Origin of the sequence: Photobacterium andalusiense (genome assembly GCF_900185625.1) — a bacterium.
GTDB lineage: Bacteria > Pseudomonadota > Gammaproteobacteria > Enterobacterales > Vibrionaceae > Photobacterium > Photobacterium aquimaris.
This window is the reverse complement of sequence record NZ_FYAJ01000011.1, coordinates 1-25,038: the sequence shown is the minus strand read 5'-3', so window position 1 is coordinate 25,038 and position 25,038 is coordinate 1. Positions and strand designations below refer to the sequence as shown.

Sequence of the window (25,038 nt, the reverse complement as noted above, 5' to 3'; positions counted from 1 at the left end):
CATGACAACCAAGAATATATTACATAAAAAAGCCGTTGTTGCTGCGGTTGTATTAGGGCTAATGGCAAGTTCATCAGCGATGGCTGAAACCAAAGTGCCAGTCGTTGCCAGTTTTTCTATTTTAGGTGATTTAGTCTCTCAAGTTGGTGGCGATCATGTAGCGGTAAAAGATCTTGTCGGTATTAATGGTGATGTACATACTTATAGTCCCGCCCCGATGGATGCTGTGGCAGTAAAAGATGCACAATTGGTGGTAATTAATGGACTGGGGCTTGAAGGATGGTTACCAAGGCTAATTGAATCATCTCATTTTAAAGGTACAGAAATTGTCGCTTCAAAAGGGATCAACACGCTAACTTTAGCCGAAGAAGAGTGCGCTCATCATTCGTCAGCAAAAGAAGGCTGTCATCACCATCACCATCATGGCGTATATGATCCTCATGCATGGAATAGTGTTACTAACGTTAAAATATATGTGAAAAATATTGAAGCTGGATTGATTAAGGTTGATCCAGCACATACTAGTGATTATCAACACAACGCACAGGCTTATCTGCAAAAGTTAGATAAGCTGCAACTTGATATTCAGAAGCAGTTTGCCAAGATCCCTGCATCTCAACGAATTATCGTTACATCACATGATGCATTTCAATATTTTTCACGTGATTATGATGTGACTTTCTTAGCACCACAAGGAACTAGTACTAGTGCTGAAGCCAGTGCTGCTGATGTTGCTAAAATCATTAATCAAGTGCGAGATGATCATGTACGTGCGGTGTTTATTGAAAATATAACCGATAACCGTATGGTGGAGCAGATCAGCCATGAAACAGGTGCTAAAATTGGTGGGAAATTATACTCTGATGCATTATCAGGCCCTAGTGAACCAGCAACGTCATACATTAAGATGATGGAATATAACACCGCAACGATTGCTAATGCATTAAAATAATAGTAAACAATGCTTAATACTTCAATATTAAGCTTTAGAGTTAATAATCATCCACTAATAATAGTGGGTGGTTATTGTTAAATATAAAATAGATTAATATCATCGCTATTTATTGATTCAGTTTCTTGAAAATTATCGCGGTATAATATGAATAATAAGCAGTATATTTTTAAGAATTTTGATTCCATTTAAAAGGATTAATCCGCTTATAAAAGTTGTTAGAATGCGCAGCGGTAATTAAGATATATTATTCATTGGATTAAAGATGGTTTCATTAGTACGTTTTTTGTTGTTACCACAGCAACGATTACAGTATCGTTTGAATTTTGTACGATTTAAAATAAAAAGCACTGAAAAAACGATCCGTTATTGTGTTAGTCATGGGCTAAATAATAACCCTCAATTTTTATTGTGCTACTTAGACCGTTATTGTACCGAATTTGAAGTGCTTTATGCGCGTCAAATTGAAAATAAATCATTATAAATCAGTTGGTAAAAATACATCCTATCTGCGGTTAATTAAAACTGCTGTTCGGTTGAGATCTCATACGAAAAATCCAGTATTATAGCAGCATGTTTATTTATAGTTATTAAGTATGAAAAATCCACAAGCCATTCCTTTAGTTGATGATGTTGATACATTAACCCGACTAAAAACAGCATTTGTTGCGGGTATTTGGGCGACATTAGCCAGTATTTCTATTGGTTTTTTGTTTAAAGTTTGGTTGGCGCAGTGGGTTGCAAAAGATGATTTAGCGTTATTCAATAGTGTTATTGATATTGTGTCATTATCGTTAATATTAATGACAGGATTTCGATCATCAATGGTGGTTACGTATAGTCAAACCCATAATGATCATGACATTATAAATATATTTCGATTTAGTTTGATTGTGATGGTATTAATCACATGGGGATTAGTTTTACCTTATATAAAACACGAACTCCATATTAATGTTGGCTATTTTGAGATGGTTGGCGTTATTTTTGGTATGGGATTAAAAATATACTTTACCAATTTAATTGCTATGTACCGTTTATATGATGTGTCAAATAAAGTCACTTGGATTGAGCCGACCTCTAACGTTATTACCTTTATTAGTTGTTATTATATTTTCCATTTTAGCGCATTAGCCTCACTTTTTTACAGTGTGATGGTCTCTTCATTGATTGTTGCTCACTTCATGTATTGGAAGCGCAGAAAACAAATTGCCACCAAACCATTAACAACGGTTCAGCTAGATCCGAATATGCGTAACTATGTGCGTAAAAGTTTCACCGCATCGTTAGAAGCTGGAGCAAGTATTCTAATGATTTATGCGGCTGTTTTGCTGACGATCACCCATTTTAGTCTGGATGAATTAGGTGATTTTCAAGTCGTTGTAAGGCCTATTTTCACTTACATGACAATGTTATTTGTATTTCCTATTTATCGATTTGTATTACCTGAATTATCTCAAAGTGTCCGTAAAGGGGAACATGCTCAAATACGCGCTATTCGGCGTTGGGTGTATCGGTTAGCGATTATTGTAAGTACGATTTTTTTCTTAGTGATGTTAGTTGGCGGTAAAGAGATCATTGGGTTTATTTTTCCGGCTCAATATCAAGGTGCTGAAATTGTATTATTTCACTTTTCGATCTTCTTTATTTTCATGATGCTTAATGCATACCAGTTGGCATATATAAAAGCCCATGGGAAATTTACCTTAAGTTTAATGATTCGCCTAAGTGGTATTGTCACTTTAGTTGTTAGTTATTATTTGTTGGCATTATTTACCGCTAACGTAGTAGCAATTATTGTTGCGTTAGGCTTAGGTTATATGATGATGTTTATTTTATCGACTATTGCTGAGCAGCAAATTTTACGTGACTATCGACGCCAAGGTATTGCGGTTGATTAAGCATGATATCAGTGAAAAACATTAGTGCATTAGCGCTATAAATTACACAAAAAGGTTGAGTGGCAATGATAGCCACTCAACCTTTTTTAAATGCTAAAGTAAAAAATAACTTTATAGCACTGGCGACATACCATAGCTGTGGCCATTAAGAAGTAACAAGCCTAATAATACTAATAATATACCTCCAATGAGTTTGATGATAATACTGGTCATGGTGCGCTGACGTTGATTGGTGGCTAAATAGCGACTAACAATCTTTTTACCAGATAAGGTCAGTAATGCGATTCCAGATGTAGTAAGCGCCGTACCTACTGCCATTAAAATTGCACTGATAACTCCAAGCCAATAAAGACCGACCATATTGGCAAATAACAGTACTAAAATAGCACCGGTACAAGGTCGAATACCGATACTGAATACAATCACAATGTATTCACGTAAGCTAGCAGCACTATTGATTTCATCAGCATTAGCGAAGTGTTTATGACCACAACCGCAGTTATCACCATGATCATGATGGTGGTGATGTTGTGCCGTTCTAAGTTGCCATGCTTGCTTTAAGCTGCGATAAATAACAATCGCGCCTAGTAATAGCATTGCCATAAAGCTGTAACTAATAAATTGATCTGCAGCATCGTTAACTTGGCGCATTGATGATTTAAAAAATACCAATAGAATGCTAACAAGTGTAATCGCAACAATAGCTTGTACAAATGCTGAAACTACCGTCATTATCAAACTGGCTTTTATTTTTGCAGGGTTAGTAGCAAGGTAAGTGGTGACTATCATCTTGCCATGGCCGGGGCCTAAGGAATGAAAGATACCGTAAAGAAAGCTCAGTCCTGCTAATGAATAAGCAGCGGTTATGTTTTGCTGGGCATCATAAAGTAAATCACTGAGCTGGCCATTAATATCGCGTTGCCATTTAATGCTAGTCATTAACATTGCTGGCCATTGTAGCCATAAATAATAACCACTACCGAGAAATAACAGTAATACAATGGTTCGAGTTAACCAAGAGATTGGGGCTGGGTTAATATCTGAATGGTGATGATCACATGCTGTGCTATGACCATCATGGTTGTGTTCTAAATGATGATGTTCACATAGATGGTGGTGTTCATTGGGCTCATGCTGATTGCAGCACGAAGAGGCAGCAGTATTATTTGCCTCTGAGATTGAGTTGCAGCCGGGTTTCATTCGGAAAATCCTAAATCAATGCTATTTAGTGGAAGGCAAGGCATTGTCGACATTGCAGTACAGTTTAACTGTTTGGGTAAATACCTGACCTAATTTATCATCAGGATCAGGGCTTTCATCGGCAGGAATCGACATTGCATACGTAACTTGTTCGGGGGTTGGATGTGGCTCGATAAGTTTAAAGCTACAGGTTTTGGCTAATTCAGGTGACAGTACAATGTCACTTTTGTTACCCCATGACATATCGACATAATAACTTGGTTCAAAGATTAACAATTTAAGTGAATCTTTGGTGACTGTTTTCGGTCTTGCCAATGGAAGCTCAAATGTTAGCGTCGCTTTTGCTCGCGGTTTTATTAATTCACCGCCCGCTGGAATATGGTATTTAATTGGGGTTTCGTTATCATAGAAATAAGTAAAATAATGCGCGTTTTTCATGTTTTCCATCACTGATGCAGCAATGTTTTTCAAGGTTTTTTGTTTATTCTTCGGTGACATATCTTCGCCATCAAGCATATAAGCGGTGGTCATGGCATCAAATGTCCACACCATTTTAAACCCTGTGATTTGATTATTACTTCCTTCAATATAGGTCTTCATATCAATCCATGAATGAGGATGTGCTTGACTGGTTATTGGTGATAACGCAGCAATTGATAACATAAAACCGCAAAGGATATTCCTGCGCATGTAAAACTCCATATTCATCATGTGATGAGTGCAAACAGTAAGGGGATAATTAGCTCTGAAAATGTAATGTTATAACATAGAGCTATTGATTGATCTAGGTGAACAATAACTGATTATCGCGTATTTTGAATTGAAATTTAAACCGAAGCTTGATTGATAGTTTAAATAAAGAATATTGCGAAATTGAGCTGCTAAATGAGTATTTATTAGCAGCTCATTATTGGAAGAGTGACGATCAATTATTGCCGTCTAAAATAAAGTCAGGTTTGATGAGTCGCTGGCAAAGAGACAATAATTGTTGCTGTTCTTGTTGATTTAGCGGCGCATAATAATCTGCAGTTATTGTTTTTATCGTAATATCTGCTTGTAGTTTAACCTGTGATCCTTTGGAAGTAAGAGCTAAATAACGGGCTTTTTTATTGTGTTCACTTTTTTTAACTGTAATCAAATCACGTTTAATGCAATTATCGATTAATCGTTTAGTGACAGAACGTTCACGCTGTAATGCTTCTGCGACCGCCTGTTGAGGGATCTCACCTAAATGATCGAGTACTCGTAGTGCGCCGAGCATTTCAAGTGTGATATCAAATTGGGTATTTAATGATTGATTAGCGATAGTTCTAAATTGTTTATAAGTGAGCCCAAGCGTAAAGCTCAAACTATTATCCAATTCTGGTATATTGGTCACTACTGGTTGCATTAGGCTCTCTTTGGTAAACGTAATAAATGAATCAAATATAATATACCTAAAGTCACTGCGAGTTCCCAGCCACGTAAAAAAGTACTGTTGAAATTTAGAGCACTGTTACCAATATAGAGTTGGATCGGCAATACCGTAGCTAAAATCGCATCAGCATGAATATCACGATCAATGCCTTTACTGGATGTCATCATTAGTGCTAATCCAAAGATAAGTCCACCGAGAATAATGGCATAGTAAGAAATAATATTTTGATGGCCAAGCATGAGCACTGAAAAAATTAGTGCGATCATACAGCCGCTAACTTGAGTGATAAACCGTAATTTTATGGTCTTAATATAGTTAGTTCGATTTATTTGAGTTGCTGCCGCAATGACAGGAACCAAGCAAAACGTTGCAGATATTAAATCTACCATCATTAAAAAACCGACGCTGATGCCTAATAATGTAAGAGTAATAAAGCGATGTTTATAACTAATAGTTAGTGTCGGCATCGGTGGTATTGGTTGTTTGGGCTGTATAACAGGCAGCAGCCATATCATGGTTTTTGCAACGCAAGCAGTGATCACCATAGCTAATAATATTTCATGGATCCTCATTGGCATATTCATGTCGGTATGCTGTGCAAAAATAATGATTAATATCCAATTAAATGTCGGCATTAATAATTGATTTAATTTGGCTGGAGTCGTTGCACGGCGGCGCATAAAATCAAAAAAGAATAAACTAATGGTCCAAATAATAAACGGATGATCACTAAAGAGATTACTGATTACCACAGCTGCACTTGCTGCAAAAAAGGTTGGTAAAAACATCGTAGCGATACCAGACCATGAAAACTGACGGCCTTTGGTCATCAAAATAGTCGGGTAAAGAGCAAAATAAACTGGGGAAGCAAAATTCGCAAGTTTACCAATGAGCATACAAATTGTGATAGTTAGTGCAATACGCAGCGCACCATTAACTTCATTTTTACTCAACTTCATGACAAGCTACCATTTAATAAACATAGTGAAACAGCGCGACTAATTTTATCCATACTTTGACAATGGTATTGATGATTGGATTATCACTTTGAACCATAACGCTCGCACGGGCACCTGAAATTAGAGCTGAATCAAGATCGTTAACCTGAATTCGAGTCCGAATTTTTTGCAGCTCACGGATCCAATGCTTATCGTTTGTTACAGTCGACAGTTGATTATTTGGATTTTCCGCATCAAATTCAGCCCGATCTTGGCTGCTGATGGTGCCATTAAAAACCTGTCCAGGTAGCGCATCAAAAGCAATATATACTGGTTGCTGTGGTTGAAGGTGTGCCATGCCTTTTTCATTAAAATCAGCACTGAGCCAAGCATTGTTTTGATTAACAATAAATAAAGCGGGCGTACCTTTCGTTATATAACTACCTGCTTGTAATTGTAAATTAGTAATAGTGCCACTTGTTTGTGCTATCACCGTCGTATGCGCGAGATCCAATTGGGCTTGAGCGAGTTTAGCTTGTGCTAATGCTACTGCTGCATTATTCGTTTTTCCGTTAAGCAGTGCTTTTATACGTAAAACATCGGTCTTAGCGGCTTGATAAGCGCTTTTTGCTACTGCGGCTTGCGTTTGTGCATCATCAAATTGTTGTTGTGTTACTAAGCCTTTATTAATCAGTTTTTTAAACCGATTCAGTGATGTTGCAGCGTTATGTGATTGTAGTTGGCGCTGTTTCAATAATTGATTTGCAGTCGCTAATTGCTGCGTTTGCGCGCTATAGTTTTGATCAGCCTGAGCTAAATCTGCTTGTGCTTGACGGACAGTGAGTGCATAAGGGGTTGAGTCAATCGTAAACAATTGTTGTCCTTTGTTGACTGTTTGTCCATTTTTAACATCAACATGTGTAATAACTCCTGATACTTGCGGTGAAATATTAGCAACAGCACGGTATAAAGTTGATTGAGTGGTAAAAGGTGCCACGTTATCACTAATAAGTAAAAACAGCGAAAAACAGCCGACGATCGTCAGAACGACATAAATAATATATTGATAGATTTTCTCTTTCATTTTTTTGTTACCTATACAACAAAGTGGGGTTAATTTACACCCACTTTGTTGTACTGGCAACAAAAAAACAAACGAATTTATAACGCTATGATTTAATAAGATCTATTCAGTGGTACAGATAAGTAAGATCATGTCAAAAAATAGCTTTAAGATAAAAATTCAAAAATCAGTTAGAATATAATTATGAGCGATATATTTAGTGATTTAGATTTGAAGTAATGGTTAACTTTCTATTCATTGGTATGATCGTGACAAAATTAGCAGCAATTGATGAGAACAATACATAATGAAAAAACAGTTATTTACTGCAAGTTTACTCTTACTTTTAAGTACCTCTGTCTTTGCCGATACAGCAGACACAAAGTTACCGATAGAGTTATCATCAGTTACTCAAAATGTGGATGTTGAAAATAATACCACCACGTTGATCGGCAAAGTTGATATTGTGCAGGGTGGTGTCACCATCAAAGCAGATAAAGCAATCATTAAACTAAATGGTAAAACCAAAGAATTAAAAACTATTGAAGTTTATGGCAAGCCCGCTTACTTCAAGCGAGTAATGAAAGATGGCAAAGTGATCAACGGTGAGTCTGGTTACGGTATTTATACGCCATCAAGTAGTATGATGGTCTTAAAACAAAATGCTAAAATTGTGCAGGATGGCAATACGATTCGTGCCAATGAGATCAGCTATAATCTTAAAGCACAATTTATGAAGGCAACAGGGACTAAGTCTCAGCAAGTGAAAACCAAGTTATTACCAGAAACAAAGTAAAAGGAATGATTGTGGAATTAGTAACTGTTAATTCAAGTAATTTAGCGATTTATCTAAATTTAACTCAAGCTTATGAAGCTGAGTTTTCGCCATTGACCAAAAAATTACCTGATGAAGAGGGTAAGTTTGCTTTAGATACGCCGATTGAAGGCAACGTTACTGGCTATTTATTGTATATCGATGGTCGGCCTGCTGGGTTAGCGGCAATTGCTAACGAAAGTGTTGATCATTACGAAGTGTGTGATTTTTACGTTGTGCCTGTATTCCGTCAGCACAAAGCTGGCCAGCGCTTTGCCCATATTCTATTTGATATGATGCCAGGCTTATGGCAGAGCAAGCAAATTGCAGGGGCTGATAATGCGATTGCTTTTTGGCGACGCGCGATTGGTGCTTATACAAACAATGAATTTGTAGAAGATATTTATCACGATGAATATTGGGGTGATGTAACCCGCCAATGTTTTAAAACCACGGCTTAATTATCACTGGTTTTAAACAACGATTTAGTTAATAAAGCCCCTATTATTTATTAAATGATAGGGGCTTTATTTTAAATATAAACATATGGCTGTCCAAATCAGTTTTCCGCTAACAGGTAAAGACCGTTAGCGGAAAAGTAATATTAAACATTAAGACCAATTATCTTGCTTATATTGATAAGAACAGTAGGAGCTATTTACAAATTGTCCGTTACTTGTAGCGCGACAACGGTATTGTGCACTTCCTGGAAGATAATCCCATGCGGCATTTTCATTACAATATGGACCAGTACAAGAGGATGAGTAACTGTTTGAGTTATTTGATGAGCCTTGACTTGCACCATAAGCGATCGCAACTACTCCTAAAATTGCGACTGGTAGTAGAATAGTATTAATGACACTAAAGTCTTCATTTACCTCTAAATCATCATCCCCTGTATAAAAGTTGTTTTTTGTTGTACAACCCATAATGAGAGTAAGAATTAAACTAATAATAAAATATTTTTTGGATTTAGATAGAGCTTTCATAACGCAATTAGGTGAATAATAAGTCGCGTGATTCTATAGAAAAAATATTATTGATAAAGTTGCATATTGTAACCATATATTTCTTGGTGGAGATTTACTTGTACTATATAGACAGTTATATAAATAAGCTGAAATTCTTACGAGAGGATAAACATATGGCTATCCCCAAAAAGCGAGGTATAACACAATACTTCGCTTTTGGAATTAGGATGTATATTGATTAAGCACACGCCATTGATTTTAGCTGTAGCGTGTTTATAAATAATCTTGGATCAGCAATATTATTAAGTATCGATGGAGTAGGTAAGCAATCATCATCGACGTAATCGACATAGTCTGCCGCTGAATCAAAGATTAAAATATCTAACGCTAAACGATCTAATCCGTATAGACCGCGGTGGATCATATCGGCAGAGAAGACTAATAAATCACCTGCAGCGAGTGCAATTTGTTTACCGCCAGAGATGCTATCATTGCTGAGTTTGCCATTAACTTCTTGGCGAACATTATATTCTTCTTCATTATCCCATCGTTTGTGGGTGCCGGGGATTATTTCCATGCCGGGTTCATCAAACAAAGGTATACGAAGATGCAGCACTTGCGTTTCAAGGATGATTCGCATTTGATCATCAATGTCATAGTCATATTGACAGTCGCGATGCCAAAAGTCTTTTTGTTGTGGATTAACAGGGTTAAAAAATAGCTGTGTATTCATAAATGCAGGGTTATTAGGTATTACTGCATCGACTACTTGCATGATTTTTTTTGAGCTGATGAAGTTAAAAAGTACCGTTCTATCGTCGATAGCTAAATACTCGCTGCCTGTAATTAATGATGAGTTAAACGCTTCTTCTTGATAGAATTCTTTATTGTCTGCTTTCCATAATTCATGGAATTTTAAAACGACTTTTCTCAATGATGCAATTTGAGCACCATCAAAATAATTTCTAATAACAAAGTAACCATCTTTGTCGTAACTGTTACTTAATTGTTGGCTATTTTCTACCACAGATTACCTTCATGCTCTTGGTACCGTTGACAGATCACGGTATTGTTTGGCGCATAATGCCAGATAGGTATCATTCAACCAAGCAATTAATATTATCAATAAAAAAGGCTAGGTATAATGAAATACCTAGCCTCTATATGTATCAAATTATCATTAGGTGATGATTATAATGCAGTCTCTAAAATCTTACGGCTATCTGCAATCGTCAGTTTACCGTGTTCGCCTAATGCGGTCATACCGTGTTTCTCAAGGCTGTTGATAAGCACATCAATATCTGCGGCGCCTAATTCAACATCTGCCAATGAAGTTGGGACATCCATCTCTTTAAAGAAAGCAATAGTGCGAGCAATAGCGGCATCAATACGCTCGTCAGCTGTGCCGGTGGTAATACCAAATACACGCTCTGCATATTGAACTAATTTAGCTTGTTTCTCTGTGCGACAAACCTGCATTACCGCTGGTAGTACAATACTTAATGTACGCGCATGATCGATAGCATAGTTACCAGTTAACTCATGGCCAATCATATGCGTTGTCCAATCTTGTGGTACACCGACACCAATTAAACCATTCAATGCTTGTGTTGCCGACCACATGATATTAGCGCGAACAGCGATATCATTTGGGGTCGCAAGGGCTTTTGGACCTTCTTCGATAAGTGTAAGCAATAGACCTTCAGCAAAGCGATCTTGAACCTTTGCATTTACAGGGAAGGTTAGGTATTGCTCCATGGTATGAACAAAAGCATCCACTACACCGTTAGACACTTGGCGTGGTGATAAGCTTAATGTGGTTTGTGGATCTAAAATAGCAAAAGTCGGTTTTACTAGTGGTGAGCCAAAGAATAATTTGTCTTTACCACGAGAAACCACAGAACCGCCGTTAGTTTCAGAACCTGTTGCAGGTAGTGTTAATACGCAACCAATAGGCAGCGCAGTAATCACAGGCGCTTGGTCATGCAAAATTTCCCATGGATCGCTACCTTCATAACAAGCTGCAGCTGCAATAAATTTAGTACCATCAACCACAGAACCACCGCCAACAGCAAGTAGGAAGTCAAAACCTTCTGCTTTTACTTTAGCAACAGCTTGCATCAAAGTGTCATATTGTGGGTTTGGCTCAACGCCTGCAAATTCGTCCCAATTAAAACCACTAAGTGCGGCGGCAACTTGCTCATATACACCGTTGGTTTTGATTGAACCGCCACCATAAATCACTAAGATTTTTTTATCTTTAGGAATGTCATTGGCAATTTCAGCAATTTGACCTTCACCAAAATGAATTTTTGTAGGGCTTTGATAGGTAAATTTGTCCATTGTTTTTTCCTCTCAGCAGCAAGCTGATGCTGATTATTATAATGATTTTGTTTTATCAAAGATTAAGTAGCTTTGATAGCTACAGTCTAGGTGATTATACAGTTTCACTTAATACATAATTCTCTTTAATACTTGCCTATTTCTCTTTTATTGACGAAGTTGATGATTGATTTGTGACAATGGTCTGCTAAGGTAAATGAAACCAAATTATGGACCAATCGCGTGAAGATAGAGAACATTCAATATTCAACTGTTAATCTGCCTGTTGTGATACCGGCAGTATTAACTACGCTTGCGACCTCATTATGTGAATATTATGGGTTAGCACAACGATCTGGTCGAGTAGATACCTGTTTAGCAGGAATAAGGTTGTTTAGAATTGATGGTTATCGCAAATATAGCCCGCAAATGTATGAGCAAGGTATTGTTATTATTCTTCAAGGGCGAAAAATTGGTCACTTAAATCAACACCAATTTAATTATGATCCACAGCGGTGTTTATTAGTGACTACCCCTTATCCGATTGTTTGTGAAACCTTTGCCTCACATGATCAGCCATTAATGGGGATCAATATTGACTTTGATATTATAGTAATTGGTCAGTTAGTCGCAATGATTGAAGCCCAGCAGCATAGCCGTTTTGATTATGAAGGTAGTTGTGGTGTGGCAACAGCACAAATGACTGAACGCATGTATCGTAGTGTCGAACAGTTATTAGAAGTATTGCACGATCCTCTTGATGCACAAGTGATTGGTCCATCTTTAATACGACAGTTGTTTTATTATTTATTACACAGCGAGCAAGGTTATTTATTGGCGCAGTATTGTGAACAAGACAGTGTATTAGCGAAAATTTCAGCAGTCATTGATTATGTACAACAGCATTATGCGACTAAATTACATGTGCATGAATTAGCGGCGATGGCGGGAATGAGTGTGTCGGTATTTCATAAAGTTTTTAAGCAAGTCGTGACCGATCCTCCGCTGCAATATATTAAAAAAATACGCTTAAATAATGCTAAAACATTAATGCTGCAACAAGGAATGGCTGCTAATGTTGCAGCAGGGCAAGTTGGATATGAAAGTCCAACTCAATTTAGTCGTGAATTTAAACGTTATTTTGGCTTACCACCAAGTAAAATTCATGAACAAACTGGATTTATTCGGTAATATGTTTCAATGGAATGAAATAATGTGCAATTGAAGCGAATTTATATAAAAATCGTTTTAACAACATATTAGCCATCATAATAAGACGAAAATAATAAGGAAAATAATGTCTGAGCCTCATAAAAAAATTCTGATCCTGTTTGCGCACCCATCGCAAAATCGTTCTGAAATCAATGTGCCATTGTTTAATGCATCAAAAGGTTTCGATCATGTCACTACTGTCGATTTATACGCGGAATACCCTAGATACCGTATTGATATTGATAAAGAACAGCAACGTTTACGTGACCACGATGTGATTGTGTTTATGTTCCCATTGTATTGGTACTCCACACCGTCGCTATTAAAAGAATGGCAAGATTTAGTGTTGGAATACGGTTTTGCTTATGGCAGTGAGGGCACAGCGTTACAAGGCAAAAAGTTTCTTTGTGCACTGACCGCTGGTGGCTCTGAATCAAGCTACCGTAAAGAAGGTTTTAACCATTTTACGATTCGTGAGCTATTACAACCGTTAGAACAAATGGCGGAGTTAACCGGGATGGAGTTTTTAGCACCATTTGCTTTGTTTGGTGCAGGAACGGCAACGGAAGAACAACGTGTCACTAAACATTTAGAAAACTGGCGACGCGTGCTAGTTGCTATTGCTGATAATAAACTCAATTATGATGTCGCGAGCAAATTATCAAAATTAAACCATAGTCTTGATAGTGTGATCACGGAGTAGTCATGACAGGCATATTTTTACAAGCTTTTATCTATTTAGTCGCGGCAGTTATTGCGGTACCCATTGCAAAACGGTTTGGGCTTGGTTCTGTACTGGGTTATTTAATTGCCGGTGTCGTTATTGGCCCTGTAATTGGATTGGTTGGCAGTGAAACGACCACTATTCAGCATTTTGCTGAATTTGGCGTAGTTATGATGCTGTTTATCGTCGGCCTAGAACTTGAACCTAAAATGCTGTGGGGCATGCGTCATCGTTTATTGGGCTTAGGTGGTCTGCAAGTGGTTGTGACCACTGCAGTGGTTATGGGGATCGCAAGTGCACTCGGTGTTGGTTGGACTTATGCATTAGCAATTGGTCTGATTTTCTCACTGTCATCAACAGCCATTGTATTGCAAACGTTTAATGAGAAAGGCTTAAGTAAAACTGAAGGCGGAAAAAGTGCGTTTTCAGTCCTGTTATTTCAAGATATTGCCGTTATTCCAATGTTGGCATTAATTCCTTTATTGGCATTACCTGAATTAGTTGAAAAAGCGCAAACAACAGTTGCTGCTGCCGCTGAACATCATGATGATCTTAGTTTAGTTGCTGGTTTACCCGGTTGGGGATACGCGATTGTGGTGATCCTTGCGATTGCAGGTGTGGTGGTTGGTGGTCATTATTTAAGTCGTCCATTATTTCGTTTTGTCGCCGCTTCTGGATTGCGTGAGATATTTACAGCAACAGCATTAATGTTAGTTATTGGTATTGCAGCATTAATGAGTTTAATCGGATTATCGCCGGCGTTAGGTACTTTCCTTGCCGGTGTAGTACTGGCAAACAGTGAGTTCCGCCATGAGCTTGAATCAAACATTGAACCGTTTAAAGGATTATTACTGGGACTATTTTTTATAACCGTTGGTGCGGGGATTAACTTTAATATTTTGTTTGATCAATTTGGTCTTATTATTGGGTTAACGCTGGGCGTTATGCTGATTAAGGCATTGGTGCTATTAATTTTAGCTTTTGTATTTAAAGTTAAAGGCAGTGATAAATGGTTGTTTGCACTTAGTTTGGCTCAAGCGGGTGAGTTTGGTTTTGTATTGTTAAATTACACCGTTCAAAATAACGTATTACCTGCTGAATTAGGCCAAACGTTGTCACTGGTCGTTGCATTATCTATGTTCTTAACCCCGGGGTTATTTATATTATTTGATAAAGTTATTTTACCGCGATTCAGTGCTGCTAAAAATGATCGAGAAGCGGATGAAATAGACGAGCAAGGTAAAGTTATTATTGCTGGTATTGGTCGTTTTGGTCAAATAGTTAACCGCTTATTAAGTGCTAATGGTATGAAAACGGTGGTACTCGACCATTCCGTAACTCAAATTGATAATATGCGCCAGATTGATATTAAGAGCTATTTTGGTGACGCGACTCGACATGATTTATTACATACTGCGGGTATTGAAGATGCAAAAGTATTTGTAGTAGCGATTGACGATCAAGAGCGTGCGACAGAGCTTGTGCATTATATTAAGCAAACGTATCCACATGTACGGGTATTAGCGCGTGCTTATGATCGTGGTCATCATTATTCATTGCGTTGTGCAGGTGCTGATTATGTGATCAGTGAAACTTACCGTTCAGCGTTAGCAATGGGTGCTCAAGCTTTAAAAGAGCTAGGTGTACATCCCTTTAGGGCGGAACAGCAAAAAGCAATGTTTGTTGAAACAGAAGCAAAAAGTAAAGATCTGTTATACCAAACATGGCGTGATAGTACTGAAGAAGATCGCTTTAACAGCTCTTATGTTGAATTGTTCATGCAGTTAGAACAAACGCTAGGAGAGGCAATGAAGCAAGAACGCACTGATAAGCATACTAAATCAGAACGAGGGTGGACGCCGCCACCTAAAAACTTTATTGAAGAAGCTGAACAAATGAAGGCTGACAAAAATAACTAAACGCTCTGTGGGTTATTGTTGAGCAGAAGTAAGAACTAAAACCAAGTTAATAAGACGCTAACTGTTTAATCAGTAGCGTCTTTTTTTTTATTACAGTTATTATATTTGTGTAGCATTTGCATACAATTTCTAAATTACTGACTAAAAATATTTATGTTATTGTCAATAATCAAAGCTTATATCGAGCTTTATTTGAATATTGGTAATAGGTGAAATGTTTAAAAAGAATCTACTTGCATCGCTTTTACTTAGCTCTTTCGTTGCCCAACCAGCTCTCGCTGATACCACATTAAATATTTATAATTGGTCAGAATATCTGCCGACAGAATTACTGTCACAATTTACCAAAGAAACTGATATCAAGGTTAACTATTCAACGTTTGAAAGTAACGAAACGATGTATACCAAGATCAAAATGATCGATGGTAAAGGGTATGATTTAGTATTTCCATCAACCTACTATGTTTCTAAAATGGCTGATGAAGGTTTATTAGCGAAACTTGAACACAGCAAGATCACGGCGTTTTCTCAGTTAGATGTTACGATTTTAAATCAGCCTTTTGATCCTAATAATCAATATTCAATCCCTTATTTATGGGGTAGTACGGCGTTAGGTTACGACAGCGATATCATTGACGGTAAGCAAATTACTCAGTGGAAAGATTTATGGAAGCCTGAGTTTAAAGGCAACGTATTATTAACTGACGATCCACGTGATGTGTTTGGTATGGCATTGATCATGAATGGTCATAGTGTTAATAGTCGTGATGCGGCTGAAATTAAACAGGCTTATGAAACACTAACCACTTTAATACCCAATGTCGCATTATTTAATTCAGATGCACCGCATATTCCGTATATTGCGGGGGAAGTGTCAGTGGGAATGCAATGGAACGGTACTGCTGTGCGTGCTGCAAATGAAAATCCAGCCCTTAAATTTGCTTATCCACAAGAAGGCACTATTTTCTGGATGGATAACATGGTGATCCCTGCTGCAAGTAAACAGAAAGATGCCGCCTATCAGTTCATTAATTTCTTATTAAAGCCTGAAAATCAAGCCAAGATTGTAACTGAAATTGGTTATGCGACGCCTAATTTAGAGGCATTAAATAACCTTCCAGATAATATTCGTAATAGTGAGATCATTTTCCCAACCAAAGCGATTAAACAGAAAGGTCAATTTTTGGCTGATGTTGGTGAAGCGACAGCTATTTATCAGCGCTATTGGATGGAGTTGAAGAAATAATGAAAGTTATCTACACGGAAAAACAACGTTTACATCATGTACGTTTTGAATTTTTAAATGGTGAAGCAACGCCATGTTTTGAAAAACCAGAGCGTGCTGACATGGTGCTTAATGCACTTAATAGTCATGGTGGTTTTACGATGGTGGAGCCTAATAGCTACGGTGATGCACCGATGCGTTGGGTACATACGGATGATTACGTTGATTTTCTAGCAAGTTGTTGGGATCAATGGGTTGAAGCGTTTGGTGATGTGCATGATGCCTCACCATACTGTTTTGCACCTGCCCGCCATTTACGTAACCGTATTCCAAAAGATATCGAAGGACGTTTAGGTTATTACAGTTTCGATATGACAGCTGCGATCACTGCGGGTTCTTGGAAAGCCATTGTCGCTGCGACAGAATGTGCATTAACAGGGGTAGATTTAATCAAACAAGGCGAGCATGCTGCGTTTGCGTTATGTCGACCACCAGGTCACCATGCTGCGCCAGATTTAATGGGTGGCTATTGTTACGCAAATAATGCCGCAATTGCAGCGGAAAGCTTTATTCGCCAAGGGGCAAAGCGCGTAGCAGTATTAGATATTGATTATCACCACGGTAATGGTACTCAGAGTATTTTCTATGATCGTAGCGATGTATTATTCGCATCGATTCATGGTGATCCAGATTACGATTATCCGCATTATCTTGGCTTTGCTGATGAAGAGGGTGAAGGTGAAGGCCTTGGCTTTAATCTCAATTTGCCGTTACCGCTTAATACAACCGATTGGTCAGTGTATGAGCCTGCTTTAGTAACTGCATTGGCTCGTATTGCGGAATATCAGCCACAAGCATTAATTATTTCATTAGGTATGGATACTTTTGCAGACGATCCGATCAGTTATTTTAAGTTGCTACGTAATGATTATACAAAGATCGGCTGGATGATTGGTTTATTAAATATTCCAACATTATTTGTATTTGAAGGTGGCTATGCGGTTGATGACTTAGGTCATAATACGGTAGCAGTGCTTGATGGTTTCAATAAAGCGTTAGCATAATTGCTTATTAGGCTGTACATCGAAAATGGATATAAGCGATAGCCTAATGGTTATCGCTTTTTTTATTTACAACGTGATCCCCATATAAACACATAACTCGCGTTTAATACGAATAAATTCGGTAGAAGAAACTTTTTGTGCTTGATAATCGCTGCACTTTTCAAAGTTAATATCATCAACTTCAATCTCTAAAAAAGGTAGCTCAGTGCAGTTAGTTAGTAAATAAAGTGCACGGTTACCATCAATTTTATAATTGAGATCAAAGGCAACAATAGTTTCCATATTGACGTAAATATTATTAATTTTAAGTGCTTTTTTCATTACAAATATCCTATGTAAGTAACGCTAAAGTCACATTTTCTCTGTGGCTAAAAATAGCATATGCTGAGTTATAGATTTTGTATGCAGCAACTTCTGCAATGAAAGATTGTATTATTCATTAACTGCAATCGCTTGAATTGAATCTTTTTTATGCTGTTTTGATTCAACTTTGGCTAACCATAATAGTGGCGCTATGATCATCACTGTTCCCATTAAAGTGGTGATATCAGGCACTTCATTAAACAATAAATAGCCCACGATAACCGCACCAATTAATCCACTGTATTCCGCACTGGCTATTTTATTACTTTCAGCAGCACGGTAAGCGACGACACACGTTGCCGCATATACCAAAATTAATGCACTTGAGCCTGATGCTGTAATCAGTGGCGACCAGTCCCAGGGTTTATTTTCCCATAGTGCTAACATCAGTGATGCTGGCATACCGATTAAGTTCGTCAGCAATAAGGTCTGAGCAACACTCTGCTCGGTCGGGAGTTTACGAATAAAAAGGTTATTAACGGCAATGGTAAAGGCAACCACTAATGCACCAAAAGCAGCCCAACTAATGTCGGTTGGGCGTACAATAACTAATACACCCGCAAAGCCAATAATACCTGCGGCGACAGAATAACGGGTTAGCTTTTCACCATACATCACCATGGCGAGCGGAAGCATGATCAAGGGGGCAGCATAGAAAATAGCGTTCGCAGTGGCCAGCGGCAGTGTGCTTAATGAGATCACCATAAATACCGCACCTAATAACCATACATGTGCGCGTACACAATGCCATTTTAAGCCAATTAAAAAGCTTTGTTTGGTCGCACGTAAACAAAAAGGCAGTAAGATGATCACCGCTGACAATTGGCGAAAAAATACAAACTGAAATACAGCCGCATCTTTACCCATGGTTTTAATTAAAGCATCAGAAAGCACTGCCACTAAATTACCAATAATTAAAATGGTCATTGCAAAGCCAACAGAACGGTTTTTCATTATACCTACCGAAATAAATAGCAGCGAACAGCACGAATAAATCAGCATGTTATGATGAATTTAGCGTGAAGTATAATAATATAATATGGTTTGATGTTGATGTCGCTAGTGGATCTTTACCAAGCAATGGTGTCGCCGCTATAACTTAAAAATTGACCGCTATTTTTAGGGGTTAACGTCGATAAAATATTTAATAAACATTGCGCAGTATATTGTGGTGTAAATAGTTTATGTGAAGCAACATTGCGTTGAAAGGGCTGAGACAAAGCACTGTCAGTAGTGCCAGGATGAAAGGCAACCACACAGCAGTAAGGTAATTTTGTTTGCCATTCAATACTGATGGTTTTAATTGCCATATTTAATGCCGTTTTAGAGCTGCGATAGCTGATCCAACCACCTAATTTATTATCCTCAATACTGCCGACTTTGGCTGAGATCGTGACAAAATAACTACGCGGTGAAGTTTTTAATGATGCCATAAAGTGCTTAGCAAGTAATAATGTTGGTAAGGTATTTGTTTGAATATTAGTTTGGAAAAAATCGACATCAAACTGTTGAATGGATTTTTCAGGTAAATGCTCAGCAGTATGGAGCACGCCAGCGGCATTGATCAGCACATCAAGTTGGGTTAATTGGGCTGCAAGCTTAGCAATATCTGCTTCAATAGTAATATCCAGCGCATGCCAATGTAGTTGTGGGTGCTGATAATTGGGCTGGTGGCGAAAATATGTCGCATGGATATGCGTGTGGGGTTTAAACTGTAATAACTGCTTGATAACTGCAAGTCCAATAGCTCCAGAGCCTCCAACAATGAGTGCTTTCATTATCTCCTCCTTGAAATTGTGTCATAGCGATTCAATGGGGTTTACCAGTGATCATTAAATAGCATTATAGCGTACCAATTATAAGGTTGGATCTATGATAAAACATACAATTACCGTTAAAGTAGTATTATAACTGTGCAGTTGAATGCTGTATGGGAATAAGTACTTTACATAAAACACCGTCCTCTATATTATACGCCGCATGGAGAGATGGCTGAGTGGTTGAAAGCACCGGTCTTGAAAACCGGCATACGTTTATAGCGTATCTAGGGTTCAAATCCCTATCTCTCCGCCACATATTAAAAAGCCGCTATTTATAGCGGCTTTTTTACGTTTGAACCAAATGGTTTATCATTCTATTCCATTTTCCCCGCGGTACTTGCTGGTTCGAAGTGTTCCAAAGAAGTAGAAAGAAGTAGTGGACACCCATAATTTTTTGCTTAGATATTGTCATCCACTCAGCCTAATATCCGTGATCAACTTAACGTATGATCGAGCCTAAAAGACATCAGTGAATTGTTTTAATTTTTATAAGGAAAGATATGGCTGTCCTATGTTTTTTGGCTTTTTTGAATGAGATCTTGCTCATGTAATGTCACTAATTATGACGAGGGTAAGTATTTTTTGTTTAATCTGTTATATCTTATGACTACTATTAATGATGTTAGCCTTTATTACTCAATGGAAGATAAAACATAAATGGAAGACAAAATTCAGTATTTTACAATCAAAGAGCTTTTTAGTGATTTTGATAAACATTGTACTCGCGTTGAATATATGGATATGTTACGTGTTACTGCTGATGCTCATATAAAAAAAATGTTTATGGTTGGCTGTGAGGTAATCAATCCTGACAGTGAGTGTTTATTATCAATTACGGATAACAATTATATAGCGCCAACTAAACAGCAAGTTCAATGTGTTGTAAATTATTTAGTTGAAACCCTTGGAGTATCTAAAACAGAGATATCGATTCAACTAGGGGTGACAGCAAAAGGTAATAGAACCCTTAATAGCTGGCTTGGTAGTAGTCGCGATCAGCAAATACCGTATACGGCTTGGCGGAAGTTACTGTCGTTAGCTGGATTATCAATTGATTTAATGGTGTTATCAGAACGAACACAATTAATACTAGCTAAAGAGGCTAAGGAATTAACGGTTGCTGAAAATAATGGTAGTGAATTAGCATTATTACAGGAAGCTTATAACGTTCTCGATCATGGAACAGCTGATGAACGGCTATATTTTTTAAATAAGTTAAAGCAGCATTTCAATGAATTGAGAGCAATCTAATAAAATATAAACCGAGTCTTGGCTCGGTTTATAACATTTTAATGGTTTAGTTATTTTGGCACTGTTAAACCAGAAAGTGTATTAACGCTTGTGCCCATGTTTGTGCTTGTGTTTATAACAATGTTTGCACCAATGATCGTGTTTATAATACCCATGGGGATGATCGGGTATAAAAACACAACCTTGTAATAAGACGACTGTGGTTATCATCACGCAAAAACGAATAAATAAACGACTCATTACCACACCTTATTATCTTTAAAAGTGTGTTTGTTATTACCGACAAAAACGACAATGTGTTGATGATGACGATAGGCTGTAAATGAGTGCTTAAGCCAATGATTCTGATGGTATCTTTTTAATTTAAATTTATTCTTTTTTTTATGGGTACACTCATAAATTTTTTTATCTACTTTAAAAAGGTAATGTTGCTGCGATTTATCTTTAAATATAACTTTCTTGCGTGCCGTATCAGTATAGGCTGCGATTATTGAGCCACAATATTCTTTATTTGATATATGTTTTGCTGATGCAGATAAAGGTGAGAGTAGGCATACAGATGCTACCAAAAGTGTCATCATTTTATTCATAGTGATTCTCTTAAATAGTGTGTTGTGTCGTTAATTTAGTGTCCAAAGCCATCACCATGATCAACAAAGACTTTTCTTCCAGAAACTTTTCCGATGTAATGTTGTTTATAACCATGTCGGTCTGAGTGTCTTAATTGACCGCCTTTAAGAGAAATAGGACGACCATTATCGGTAGTACCAGTACATCTAATATAGGATTTATATTTGCCTTTCTTTTGAGGAGATAATTCACATTTAGTATTATCCGTTAAGGTGTATCCTTGTTGCTCAAAAAGGAAATTGGCTTTTTGAGTCATATAACTATCAGCCCATGTCATTGGACTGCTGCAGCCAGTAATAAATGTTGGGATAGCTATCGATAATAAAAATAGGTGTTGCTTAATATTCATATAAGATTCTCTGTGTTTCATTAGATTAAACTATGTTCATAGAGGAAAATAAAAGCAGTCATTATTTATTTTATTTAACTGTCGGTATTAATGCGTTTTTACGCTGATATTAATAATGCTATAAAAAAAATTAAATATATTAACTGTGATGAAAATACTTAATATTAATAAGTATTTTGATGTGGTTTATCGTTTGTGGTGTATTTAGAATGAGGACATTATAGAGGGTTTGTATAATAGTAATATGTCAATATAGAGACGAAAAACATCAATATAAGGACATTTTAGCTTATTTAGTCAAGCAATGAGTATTACAGTAAGCGCCACTTGTATCGCCTTACTCGAGCAGTAAGGCGAATTATGATTAATTAATACTTTGCCTTGCTTCAATACTGCCATGGGTTTGAATCGTAGTACCTTGAGATCCAGCACAGCCAGTTACAACCATTCCTAATAAGATAAATGCGATAATATTTTTCATGGATAATCCCTTATGAGCATAATGTTAATGATTAGCAGAGTGTACCTGTAACCACAAATGGCAACAAGGATCTAAAAAATGACTTATTTAGACAATAAAAAAAGCCGCTGATAATAATCAGCGGCAAGAGGATTATATGTTTATGATATTTAGAGTTTCTTTGAGAAAACCCCACACAAACCAATGATAATTAAACCAAGGATCATAATCTCACCTTTATTACTATCAAAGCCTGCTTTAACGCCAGCAATAGCAACAATTGCGATAGCCACTGGAATGATATATTTGATTAACATATACCACACATTGAATAGTGGGAATGAAACCTTGCCGTCATTTGTGATTTCTTTTTTCAATTCACTGCGATCTAAACGCCAGCCAGCAAATAAACATACCAACATACCGCCAATGGCAAGGAAGATTTTATCGGTTAACAAATCAAAAATATCAAAAGCACCAGTATGGAATAGAGTTGGACCAAATCCACCAATAGATAAAGACGCTAAGATACACAGTAGTGCCATTACACCACTGGCTGTTAATACCGCAGTTATACGACTAAAGCCTTTTTCATCAATTAAGTAAGCAACAACAACTTCAAGTAATGATACTGACGATGTGAGTGCTGCCACACTGAGTCCGATAAAGAACAAAATAGCGAGTACTAAGCCAATTTCACCCATTTCGGCAAACAGTTGTGGTACTACGACAAACACTAAACCTGGGCCCGCAGATGGTTCCATACCAAAAGCAAACATGGCAGGGAACATTGCGATACCAGCAAGTAGTGCGACACTTGTATCCATTGCGGTAACCATTGCTGTTGTTTGTACAAGGTTTTCTTGCTTGCGTAGGTAACTACCATAAGTCAGCATACAGCCCATACCGAGGCTTAATGAGAAGAACGCTTGTCCTAATGCAGCTAATACAACGGAACTATCAATTTTTGAAAAATCGGGCTTAAACAAGAACTCTAATCCTGCCATTGCACCAGGTAACATTAATCCTTTGATTGATACAATCATTAAAATGATAAATAACAGTGGCATTAACACTTTACCGGCTTTCTCAATACCGCCAGAGACACCGCGCATAACTACTAAAATATTAAAGAAGAGATATAGTCCCATCCAAAATAGAGGTTGCAGAGGGTTAGCAATAAATCCGCTAAAACTGTCACCAATCGCGTCGGGTTGACTTAATAGTCCAGTAGAAACTTTATAGATATAGGCAATGGCCCAGCCTCCGACAACAGGGTAGAAGCCCATGATTAATAGCCCACTAAGTACCCCTAGAATACCGACAAAAGTCCAGCGACGATCTGTTGTTTTAAATGCTCCGACTGCTGATAGTCCTGTTTTTCGGCCAACAGCAAATTCTGTCAGCATCACACTAAAGCCAATCACGATAACAAATAACAGATATATAGAAACGAATGCACCGCCGCCATTCTCACCTGCGGTGTAAGGGAATTTCCAAATGTTACCTAAACCTACAGCAGATCCTGCTGCTGCCATCACGAAGCCAATCTTTGAACTCCATGTCCCTCGATTAGGGGTTGTTGATGATGTTGTATCCATACGTAATCCTGTGTTTATAAATAAAAACGTTTGATTTTTAATAGATAATATATTTACAGCGCATAATTATTTAAGAGAACAAGATAAAGGTTGAATGTTTGTGCGTGTAAAGATATAGAAATGTTAAATATGTTAACTACTTTTTATCATGTATTTAATTGCTTTTAAATGAAAAATTACATTAAGGTAGACTTTAACAGTAGTGTGTTATCATGAAGTGATAATAAATATATTTATTAATCAGTGTGTTGAGTTGTTATTTGGAAAGTTCTATAAGTAGCATAAAATGCTAAAGTGTTTGTTATGTTATGTAGACAAGGATTTCACTTGATATTGTTGTAAACAACATAGTTTATCGTTATAGAAGTGATATATAGGTGGTTATGCTGTTTTATATATTTTTATGAGGGTATAAGGTAGGCATGTTGTCGTCATTATAGTTGTAATAACGGTTACTTGTAATAAAAGTGTATGAGTGATGTTTTATTGATCATGTTTTGGTTGTTTTTAGTGTGTATTGGTTGATAAAAATGCAGTTGGTGATTTTTTGAATATTATTACTTTACAGTCACCGTTCTCGACTATATTATTCACGGCATTGGAGAGATGGCTGAGTGGTTGAAAGCACCGGTCTTGAAAACCGGCATACGTTTATAGCGTATCTAGGGTTCAAATCCCTATCTCTCCGCCAAATTCTAGAGATTTGATTTAATCGAGTTTCGTAAAGAATTGGAGCGGTAGTTCAGTTGGTTAGAATACCGGCCTGTCACGCCGGGGGTCGCGGGTTCGAGTCCCGTCCGCTCCGCCAACATAAAGACATAGTGTTATTTATTAACATGCTA

General features: G+C 37.4%; 25 protein-coding genes and 3 tRNA genes. 14 read left to right on the top strand and 14 right to left on the bottom strand.

What is annotated here, in order from left to right; translation table 11 throughout:
- Position 1 precedes the first annotated feature (1 nt).
- The 3 genes from PAND9192_RS17535 (at position 2) to PAND9192_RS17525 (ending at position 2,853) form a co-directional block, all read left to right on the top strand.
- Complete coding sequence (locus tag PAND9192_RS17535; protein ID WP_087854780.1) at positions 2-952, top strand: metal ABC transporter substrate-binding protein; 951 nt, start codon at positions 2-4, stop codon at positions 950-952.
- Positions 953-1,217: 265 nt separating this feature from the next.
- Positions 1,218-1,436, top strand: a complete 219-nt coding sequence (locus PAND9192_RS17530) for a hypothetical protein (RefSeq protein ID WP_087854779.1) — start codon at positions 1,218-1,220, stop codon at positions 1,434-1,436.
- Positions 1,437-1,548: 112 nt separating this feature from the next.
- On the top strand, positions 1,549-2,853 hold the full coding sequence (locus tag PAND9192_RS17525; protein ID WP_087854778.1) for a lipopolysaccharide biosynthesis protein: 1,305 nt from the start codon (positions 1,549-1,551) through the stop codon (positions 2,851-2,853).
- A 111-nt stretch (positions 2,854-2,964) separates the two neighbouring features.
- Here PAND9192_RS17525 and PAND9192_RS17520 read toward each other — a convergent pair whose 3' ends face one another.
- The 5 genes from PAND9192_RS17520 to PAND9192_RS17500 form a co-directional block, all read right to left on the bottom strand.
- Positions 2,965-4,053 (bottom strand): nickel/cobalt transporter, encoded by a 1,089-nt coding sequence (locus tag PAND9192_RS17520; protein ID WP_234999199.1) that lies wholly within the window; start codon positions 4,051-4,053, stop codon positions 2,965-2,967.
- Positions 4,054-4,074: 21 nt separating this feature from the next.
- On the bottom strand, positions 4,075-4,743 hold the full coding sequence (locus tag PAND9192_RS17515) for a DUF1007 family protein (protein WP_234999197.1): 669 nt from the start codon (positions 4,741-4,743) through the stop codon (positions 4,075-4,077).
- Between the two features lie 235 nt (positions 4,744-4,978).
- Complete coding sequence (locus tag PAND9192_RS17510; RefSeq protein ID WP_087854776.1) at positions 4,979-5,443, bottom strand: MarR family winged helix-turn-helix transcriptional regulator; 465 nt, start codon at positions 5,441-5,443, stop codon at positions 4,979-4,981.
- Complete coding sequence (locus PAND9192_RS17505; RefSeq protein WP_087854775.1) at positions 5,443-6,429, bottom strand: DUF2955 domain-containing protein; 987 nt, start codon at positions 6,427-6,429, stop codon at positions 5,443-5,445. Before PAND9192_RS17505 ends, PAND9192_RS17510 begins: the two co-directional genes overlap by 1 nt.
- Positions 6,430-6,442: 13 nt before the next feature.
- Positions 6,443-7,492: an HlyD family secretion protein gene (locus tag PAND9192_RS17500; protein WP_087854774.1), complete on the bottom strand. Its 1,050-nt coding sequence runs from the start codon at positions 7,490-7,492 to the stop codon at positions 6,443-6,445.
- 286 nt (positions 7,493-7,778) lie between these two features.
- Here PAND9192_RS17500 and lptA point away from each other — a divergent pair, with 286 nt between their 5' ends.
- Positions 7,779-8,267, top strand: a complete 489-nt coding sequence (lptA, locus tag PAND9192_RS17495; protein ID WP_087854773.1) for a lipopolysaccharide transport periplasmic protein LptA — start codon at positions 7,779-7,781, stop codon at positions 8,265-8,267.
- Between the two features lie 11 nt (positions 8,268-8,278).
- On the top strand, positions 8,279-8,746 hold the full coding sequence (locus PAND9192_RS17490; RefSeq protein WP_087854772.1) for a GNAT family N-acetyltransferase: 468 nt from the start codon (positions 8,279-8,281) through the stop codon (positions 8,744-8,746).
- Positions 8,747-8,896: 150 nt separating this feature from the next.
- On the opposite strand, the gene PAND9192_RS17485 is transcribed toward PAND9192_RS17490, so the two are convergent.
- The 3 genes from PAND9192_RS17485 to PAND9192_RS17470 all read right to left on the bottom strand — a co-directional run bounded on the left by PAND9192_RS17485 (position 8,897) and on the right by PAND9192_RS17470 (position 11,599).
- Positions 8,897-9,274, bottom strand: coding sequence for a hypothetical protein (locus tag PAND9192_RS17485; protein ID WP_087854771.1), 378 nt, complete (start codon positions 9,272-9,274; stop codon positions 8,897-8,899).
- Between the two features lie 220 nt (positions 9,275-9,494).
- The gene (locus PAND9192_RS17475; RefSeq protein ID WP_087854769.1) at positions 9,495-10,283 is read right to left on the bottom strand and encodes a phytanoyl-CoA dioxygenase family protein; all 789 of its coding nucleotides are present in this window, start codon (positions 10,281-10,283) and stop codon (positions 9,495-9,497) included.
- A 164-nt stretch (positions 10,284-10,447) separates the two neighbouring features.
- Positions 10,448-11,599 (bottom strand): iron-containing alcohol dehydrogenase, encoded by a 1,152-nt coding sequence (locus PAND9192_RS17470; protein WP_087854768.1) that lies wholly within the window; start codon positions 11,597-11,599, stop codon positions 10,448-10,450.
- Positions 11,600-11,821: 222 nt separating this feature from the next.
- On the opposite strand from PAND9192_RS17470, the gene PAND9192_RS17465 reads away from it, so the two are divergent.
- The 5 genes from PAND9192_RS17465 to PAND9192_RS17445 all read left to right on the top strand — a co-directional run bounded on the left by PAND9192_RS17465 (position 11,822) and on the right by PAND9192_RS17445 (position 17,722).
- Positions 11,822-12,769 (top strand): AraC family transcriptional regulator, encoded by a 948-nt coding sequence (locus PAND9192_RS17465; RefSeq protein WP_234999195.1) that lies wholly within the window; start codon positions 11,822-11,824, stop codon positions 12,767-12,769.
- Positions 12,770-12,875: 106 nt separating this feature from the next.
- On the top strand, positions 12,876-13,493 hold the full coding sequence (locus tag PAND9192_RS17460; protein WP_087821724.1) for an NAD(P)H-dependent oxidoreductase: 618 nt from the start codon (positions 12,876-12,878) through the stop codon (positions 13,491-13,493).
- A gap of 2 nt (positions 13,494-13,495) precedes the next feature.
- Positions 13,496-15,433, top strand: a complete 1,938-nt coding sequence (locus PAND9192_RS17455; RefSeq protein WP_087854767.1) for a monovalent cation:proton antiporter-2 (CPA2) family protein — start codon at positions 13,496-13,498, stop codon at positions 15,431-15,433.
- A 214-nt stretch (positions 15,434-15,647) separates the two neighbouring features.
- Positions 15,648-16,679: an extracellular solute-binding protein gene (locus tag PAND9192_RS17450; RefSeq protein ID WP_087854766.1), complete on the top strand. Its 1,032-nt coding sequence runs from the start codon at positions 15,648-15,650 to the stop codon at positions 16,677-16,679.
- Entirely contained in the window at positions 16,679-17,722 is a 1,044-nt protein-coding gene (locus tag PAND9192_RS17445) for a histone deacetylase family protein (RefSeq protein ID WP_087854765.1), read from the top strand. The genes PAND9192_RS17450 and PAND9192_RS17445 overlap by 1 nt, the downstream gene beginning before the upstream one ends.
- 66 nt (positions 17,723-17,788) lie before the next feature.
- On the opposite strand, the gene PAND9192_RS17440 is transcribed toward PAND9192_RS17445, so the two are convergent.
- The 3 genes from PAND9192_RS17440 to PAND9192_RS17430 all read right to left on the bottom strand — a co-directional run bounded on the left by PAND9192_RS17440 (position 17,789) and on the right by PAND9192_RS17430 (position 19,863).
- Complete coding sequence (locus PAND9192_RS17440; protein WP_087821720.1) at positions 17,789-18,043, bottom strand: hypothetical protein; 255 nt, start codon at positions 18,041-18,043, stop codon at positions 17,789-17,791.
- A 111-nt stretch (positions 18,044-18,154) separates the two neighbouring features.
- Positions 18,155-19,039, bottom strand: coding sequence for a DMT family transporter (locus PAND9192_RS17435; RefSeq protein WP_087854764.1), 885 nt, complete (start codon positions 19,037-19,039; stop codon positions 18,155-18,157).
- Between the two features lie 116 nt (positions 19,040-19,155).
- On the bottom strand, positions 19,156-19,863 hold the full coding sequence (locus PAND9192_RS17430; protein ID WP_087854763.1) for an SDR family oxidoreductase: 708 nt from the start codon (positions 19,861-19,863) through the stop codon (positions 19,156-19,158).
- Between the two features lie 204 nt (positions 19,864-20,067).
- Between PAND9192_RS17430 and PAND9192_RS17425 the strand changes: the two genes are divergently transcribed.
- Positions 20,068-20,158: transfer RNA gene (locus PAND9192_RS17425), tRNA-Ser, on the top strand.
- Between the two features lie 404 nt (positions 20,159-20,562).
- Positions 20,563-21,156 (top strand): hypothetical protein, encoded by a 594-nt coding sequence (locus PAND9192_RS17420; protein ID WP_087854762.1) that lies wholly within the window; start codon positions 20,563-20,565, stop codon positions 21,154-21,156.
- Between the two features lie 239 nt (positions 21,157-21,395).
- Here PAND9192_RS17420 and PAND9192_RS17415 read toward each other — a convergent pair whose 3' ends face one another.
- The 3 genes from PAND9192_RS17415 to PAND9192_RS17405 all read right to left on the bottom strand — a co-directional run bounded on the left by PAND9192_RS17415 (position 21,396) and on the right by PAND9192_RS17405 (position 24,196).
- Positions 21,396-21,746, bottom strand: coding sequence for a hypothetical protein (locus PAND9192_RS17415; RefSeq protein ID WP_087854761.1), 351 nt, complete (start codon positions 21,744-21,746; stop codon positions 21,396-21,398).
- Positions 21,747-21,781: 35 nt separating this feature from the next.
- A complete protein-coding gene (locus PAND9192_RS17410; protein ID WP_065177110.1) occupies positions 21,782-22,135 on the bottom strand; it encodes a hypothetical protein in 354 nt (117 codons plus the stop codon).
- Between the two features lie 630 nt (positions 22,136-22,765).
- Entirely contained in the window at positions 22,766-24,196 is a 1,431-nt protein-coding gene (locus PAND9192_RS17405; RefSeq protein WP_087854760.1) for a sodium-dependent transporter, read from the bottom strand.
- 600 nt (positions 24,197-24,796) lie between these two features.
- Between PAND9192_RS17405 and PAND9192_RS17400 the strand changes: the two genes are divergently transcribed.
- Together PAND9192_RS17400 and PAND9192_RS17395 are read left to right on the top strand one after the other, a co-directional pair.
- A tRNA-Ser gene (locus tag PAND9192_RS17400) sits at positions 24,797-24,887 on the top strand.
- Between the two features lie 40 nt (positions 24,888-24,927).
- Positions 24,928-25,004, top strand: a tRNA-Asp gene (locus tag PAND9192_RS17395).
- Positions 25,005-25,038 lie beyond the last annotated feature (34 nt).

What these genes read in the sequence shown, in the direction of transcription:
- PAND9192_RS17535 (WP_087854780.1), top strand. Translation starts at nt 2, where the DNA reads ATGACAACCAAGAATATATTACATAAAAAAGCCGTTGTTGCTGCGGTT.
- PAND9192_RS17530 (WP_087854779.1), top strand. Translation starts at nt 1,218, where the DNA reads ATGGTTTCATTAGTACGTTTTTTGTTGTTACCACAGCAACGATTACAG.
- PAND9192_RS17525 (WP_087854778.1), top strand. Translation starts at nt 1,549, where the DNA reads ATGAAAAATCCACAAGCCATTCCTTTAGTTGATGATGTTGATACATTA.
- PAND9192_RS17520 (WP_234999199.1), bottom strand. Translation starts at nt 4,053, where the DNA reads ATGAAACCCGGCTGCAACTCAATCTCAGAGGCAAATAATACTGCTGCC.
- PAND9192_RS17515 (WP_234999197.1), bottom strand. Translation starts at nt 4,743, where the DNA reads ATGCGCAGGAATATCCTTTGCGGTTTTATGTTATCAATTGCTGCGTTA.
- PAND9192_RS17510 (WP_087854776.1), bottom strand. Translation starts at nt 5,443, where the DNA reads ATGCAACCAGTAGTGACCAATATACCAGAATTGGATAATAGTTTGAGC.
- PAND9192_RS17505 (WP_087854775.1), bottom strand. Translation starts at nt 6,429, where the DNA reads ATGAAGTTGAGTAAAAATGAAGTTAATGGTGCGCTGCGTATTGCACTA.
- PAND9192_RS17500 (WP_087854774.1), bottom strand. Translation starts at nt 7,492, where the DNA reads ATGAAAGAGAAAATCTATCAATATATTATTTATGTCGTTCTGACGATC.
- lptA (WP_087854773.1), top strand. Translation starts at nt 7,779, where the DNA reads ATGAAAAAACAGTTATTTACTGCAAGTTTACTCTTACTTTTAAGTACC.
- PAND9192_RS17485 (WP_087854771.1), bottom strand. Translation starts at nt 9,274, where the DNA reads ATGAAAGCTCTATCTAAATCCAAAAAATATTTTATTATTAGTTTAATT.
- PAND9192_RS17470 (WP_087854768.1), bottom strand. Translation starts at nt 11,599, where the DNA reads ATGGACAAATTTACCTATCAAAGCCCTACAAAAATTCATTTTGGTGAA.
- PAND9192_RS17460 (WP_087821724.1), top strand. Translation starts at nt 12,876, where the DNA reads ATGTCTGAGCCTCATAAAAAAATTCTGATCCTGTTTGCGCACCCATCG.
- PAND9192_RS17455 (WP_087854767.1), top strand. Translation starts at nt 13,496, where the DNA reads ATGACAGGCATATTTTTACAAGCTTTTATCTATTTAGTCGCGGCAGTT.
- PAND9192_RS17450 (WP_087854766.1), top strand. Translation starts at nt 15,648, where the DNA reads ATGTTTAAAAAGAATCTACTTGCATCGCTTTTACTTAGCTCTTTCGTT.
- PAND9192_RS17445 (WP_087854765.1), top strand. Translation starts at nt 16,679, where the DNA reads ATGAAAGTTATCTACACGGAAAAACAACGTTTACATCATGTACGTTTT.
- PAND9192_RS17440 (WP_087821720.1), bottom strand. Translation starts at nt 18,043, where the DNA reads ATGAAAAAAGCACTTAAAATTAATAATATTTACGTCAATATGGAAACT.
- PAND9192_RS17435 (WP_087854764.1), bottom strand. Translation starts at nt 19,039, where the DNA reads ATGAAAAACCGTTCTGTTGGCTTTGCAATGACCATTTTAATTATTGGT.
- PAND9192_RS17430 (WP_087854763.1), bottom strand. Translation starts at nt 19,863, where the DNA reads ATGAAAGCACTCATTGTTGGAGGCTCTGGAGCTATTGGACTTGCAGTT.
- PAND9192_RS17420 (WP_087854762.1), top strand. Translation starts at nt 20,563, where the DNA reads ATGGAAGACAAAATTCAGTATTTTACAATCAAAGAGCTTTTTAGTGAT.
- PAND9192_RS17415 (WP_087854761.1), bottom strand. Translation starts at nt 21,746, where the DNA reads ATGAATAAAATGATGACACTTTTGGTAGCATCTGTATGCCTACTCTCA.
- PAND9192_RS17410 (WP_065177110.1), bottom strand. Translation starts at nt 22,135, where the DNA reads ATGAATATTAAGCAACACCTATTTTTATTATCGATAGCTATCCCAACA.
- PAND9192_RS17405 (WP_087854760.1), bottom strand. Translation starts at nt 24,196, where the DNA reads ATGGATACAACATCATCAACAACCCCTAATCGAGGGACATGGAGTTCA.